Source organism: Wolbachia endosymbiont of Drosophila bicornuta, from assembly GCF_028982105.1.
In the GTDB taxonomy this organism is placed as follows: domain Bacteria; phylum Pseudomonadota; class Alphaproteobacteria; order Rickettsiales; family Anaplasmataceae; genus Wolbachia; species Wolbachia pipientis.
The window spans coordinates 1-4,043 of the sequence record NZ_JAPQLF010000121.1 but is presented as its reverse complement, the minus strand read 5'-3'; the positions used below and the strand labels follow the sequence as shown (position 1 = coordinate 4,043).

Here is a 4,043-nt window from a genome sequence, read left to right as displayed (position 1 = left end):
AGAATAATAAGCTACTGATATTCCCTATCTTTTTTATCTTTAATCCATCATAGCTAGCGATGCAACAAAGACATCCCAGTGTCTGGGCACTGGCCAACTGGTGGGAATTGCTCCCAAACTACAACGTTCGTACAGTTGTGGATACCGTGTCGGTATGACGTAGGGAAACCTTTCTTGGGTTAGCTATATGAGCTTTAAATTAAAACATCAAGTATGTTGAACTTAAAACATATCTCAGCTATACTTTGCGATAAAGTTAATAAAAATTTTAATAAAATCAGTAAGACTAACCTCTAGCTAAAATGAATACAAAGTGAGCTTTTTTGATATAAATAGTGTTAGGATAATTGGTAGGTACTTTATCAATTTTTTGTTAAGGCTTGGTAGTGCATTCATATTTTTTATTCAATCTCTATACCACTGCCTTGTGCCACCATATTATTTTAGCAACATAGCAAGACAAATTATAGAGATAGGCTTTTTCTCTCTGCCAATTGTTGGGCTCACTGGAGTTTTTATAGGAGCGGCAATAGTTTTACAAAGTAGCTTGAGTGACTCATTAATTAACCAAGAACAGATAATACCCAAACTTGTTACGATCACTATCATTAAAGAGTTAGGACCAGTTTTGATCAGCTTAATAATGGTAGGAAAGGTTGGATCATCAGTTGCAGCAGAAATTGGTACAATGCGCATCACCGAGCAAATAGATGCACTTACAACCTTGAACATCAACCCTTTTAAATATTTAATTGCACCAAGGATTTTAGCGTCAATCATAGTATTTCCCATACTTACAGTATGTGCAGATTTAATAGGAATGTTTGGAGGATGTATCACTGCAGTCTTCGAATTTAACCACAATTTAAATATATACATTAAACACACAGCTCAGTTCTTTAATACGTATGATTTTATAACTGGGCTAATAAAAGCAACTGTATTTGGCGCCATAATTTCTGTCTCAAGCTGCTATTACGGTTACCATTGCAAAGAAGGTGCACGAGGAGTAGGTGTTGCTACAACATCAACTGTTGTTTTATCGTCCATACTGATCATTTTAGCAAACTACATGATTACTTTGATACATGCGTAACCCCATAATATCAATATTGAACTTAAGCTTATCTTTTGATGATAGGACAGTACTAAAAGATCTAAATTTTGATATATTAAAAGGGGAATCATTAGTCATACTTGGTGGCTCAGGAAGCGGCAAATCTGTATTAACAAAAACAATTATCGGCTTGCTTGCTCCAGACTCAGGGTCTGTTAAAATAAATAGTAAAAGCAAAAATAAATTTGGGGTTTTATTTCAAAATTCCGCTTTATTTGACTACGTTACAGTGTGGGAAAATATATCTTTTAATTATAAAAAGCGCTTTAATATCAGCAAAAAAGAGGCAAAACAGCTAGCAATCGAGAAGTTAGATGATGTTGGACTGGAGGAAAGCATAGCAGATATGTTTCCAATAGAGCTATCAGGTGGAATGAAAAAAAGAGTGGCACTTACAAGGGCGATTGCACACAATCCAGAAATCATTATTTTGGATGAACCAACTTCAGGATTGGACCCAATTATGTCAGATATAGTAAACGAGATAATAATAAAATTATCTAGAGATCTTAACCCTACAATTATCACGATTACACATGATATTCATAGTGCATTTAAAATAGCTGATAAAATAGCAGTATTATATGAAGGGGAGATCATTTCCCATGGAACTGTTCAGGAAATACAAAATACCAATAACGAATATATAAAAAAATTCATTCATTATATATAGCTAAAGATATATACACTATTGCTAACAGTCATATTTTTAAGTTTTAACTTTGTAAAAGGTAGTGGACATTGGAATTCAGATTTTTTTCAAACTGGATCCTATAGCTAACACGTCATACCGCGATTCATTCGCGGTATCTCGGCATAGATTCCTCTAACTAGTAGCGGAATGACGAATTTGTCGTTTTTCAAATTGTCGTAAGTCAGTTTAGCTATATATAGGATGACAGAAATTGTTTGTATTAGCTATATTCAAAAGCTCTATTGATATTTTGCAATATTTGTGATAAAATAATAGCTTAAGGTTGAGAGTAAAAATTTATGAGTGAAGCTCAAGGTCCAAATATTGCAGAATGGCAAGCGCAGCAGCAACACCAAGAGGCTGCTGGTGAGAAAAGTGGTTTTGGTCTTGGTCACAGTGACTCTGTTTCAACAGTTGTCGATGGAATGAAATGGTTGTTCAACTTTCATGAAGGAGCAATTGCTGCTTATAATAATGTGTTTGAAGGTTTGGTGAGTGGCAGTAGTTTAGTAACACTGTTTGGAAAGTCAGGTAATATGTTTGGCATAAAACTTCTTGAAGGCCTTGCAGAATATTTTTCAGGTGGAGGTGGGGAAGATATGCCATCAGAAGGAATGGACATGCCTCATGGTGATGATGGACATCACTCAGATGATTACCCTCGTGCCAATAACGAAATAGCTCATAATGCTGATGGTTTGCAAGACATGCATGATGCAGGTGATCACCATGGTCAATCTTTTTCACCTGGTCCTTCACCATCTGTTGGCGATGACCACGGACATGAACTTGGTTAAACGCTTAAAAACTATTGAATAGTTGGAAGAAGGCCTAATAAGAAAAGTTGCTATTGTTATGAGTTTGTCTTAGTGAAAAAGGTTTCAGTTTTAGGATCAACAGGAAGTGTTGGAAAAAAGACTGTAGATTTGCTCTCAAAGAGAAAAGAAGAATACCAAGTGGAAGCACTAAGTGCCCATTCGAACTTTGCTCTACTGGCACACCAAGCAAAACTGCTGAATGCAAAATATGTTGCTATCTCCGATGAAAGACTTTACAAAGATTTGAAAGAAAGTCTACTTGGTACAGATGTAAAAATAGCAATTGGTGCTACAAATGTTGCTGCTATACCTGTTGATCTCTCAGTTGTTGCAATAGTTGGCATTGCAGGCCTTGGGCCAGTTATGGAAGTTATAGAAAGCGGTACCAAAGTCATTGCATTGGCAAACAAAGAAAGCATTGTTTGCGGTGGAAAGTTATTGCTCAAAAAAGCTAAAGAAAAAAATGTACAAATAATCCCTATTGACTCTGAGCACAATGCAATTTTTCAAATTTTGCAAAATGACGACAAATGCGTAGAAAAGATCATACTTACTGCTTCTGGTGGACCATTCTTAAATTATAGCCTTGAGCAATTAAAAAATGTTATGGTAGATAAGGCGCTTAGTCACCCCACTTGGAATATGGGAAAGAAAATCTCGGTTGATAGCGCAACAATGATGAATAAGGCACTAGAGATAATAGAAGCACATAACTTGTTTAACATCAGCCCGGATAAAATTGAAGCAGTAGTGCATCCTGAGTCAATAGTACATGGAATTGTAACTTATAAAGATGGGTTCAACTTTGCTGTGCTTGCAGAAACTGACATGGCAATCCCCATTTCGTATGCTCTATCTTGGCCAGAAAGATTAGTTTTAAATTATAAATTAGATTTAACAAAGCAAGGAAAATTGATCTTTCAAGAGCCAGACCATAAGCGTTTTCCTGCGCTAAAGCTTAGCATGGCAGTGTTAAACTCTTCTGCTCCACAAACAAACAGTATTGTGCTCAATGCTGCAAATGAAATAGCTGTTAATGAATTTTTGAAGTCACGAATCGGCTTTTTAAAAATAGTAGGGGTAGTGGAATCAACAATGGAAAGTTTTGGTAGTTATACCGATATTAATTCACTATCTGATATAATAAATATTGATTGTGAAAGTCGTATTATTGCTCACAAAATTGTTGAAAGTAAAGTTGTTGCGTATAGCTAGAGTAATGTAACCAGACTGCATTCTGTGATTTTTAGCAAAACACGATACACAATCGTCATTCCGCTACTTGTTAGCGGGATCTATGCTAAGATACCGCGGCGGTATGACGGTTCGCGGTGGTATGACGGTTAAGTATAGCACTTCTCGCAATAGTCCGAATAGGATAAGATATGTGCTGATGGCTATGGTAGAGCAGTAG

At 36.1% G+C, this 4,043-nt stretch carries 4 protein-coding genes; all 4 read left to right on the top strand.

The window, feature by feature from the left end; translation table 11 throughout:
- The first annotated feature begins 313 nt into the window (after positions 1–313).
- The 4 genes from OZD68_RS04275 to dxr all read left to right on the top strand — a co-directional run bounded on the left by OZD68_RS04275 (position 314) and on the right by dxr (position 3,844).
- Positions 314–1,096, top strand: coding sequence for an MlaE family ABC transporter permease (locus tag OZD68_RS04275; protein ID WP_182309528.1), 783 nt, complete (start codon positions 314–316; stop codon positions 1,094–1,096).
- Complete coding sequence (locus OZD68_RS04270; protein WP_182309527.1) at positions 1,089–1,790, top strand: ABC transporter ATP-binding protein; 702 nt, start codon at positions 1,089–1,091, stop codon at positions 1,788–1,790. The genes OZD68_RS04275 and OZD68_RS04270 overlap by 8 nt, the downstream gene beginning before the upstream one ends.
- 320 nt (positions 1,791–2,110) lie before the next feature.
- A complete protein-coding gene (locus OZD68_RS04265) occupies positions 2,111–2,608 on the top strand; it encodes a hypothetical protein (RefSeq protein ID WP_182309526.1) in 498 nt (165 codons plus the stop codon).
- A 72-nt stretch (positions 2,609–2,680) separates the two neighbouring features.
- Entirely contained in the window at positions 2,681–3,844 is a 1,164-nt protein-coding gene (gene dxr / locus OZD68_RS04260; protein ID WP_182309525.1) for a 1-deoxy-D-xylulose-5-phosphate reductoisomerase, read from the top strand.
- The last annotated feature ends 199 nt before the right edge of the window (positions 3,845–4,043 follow it).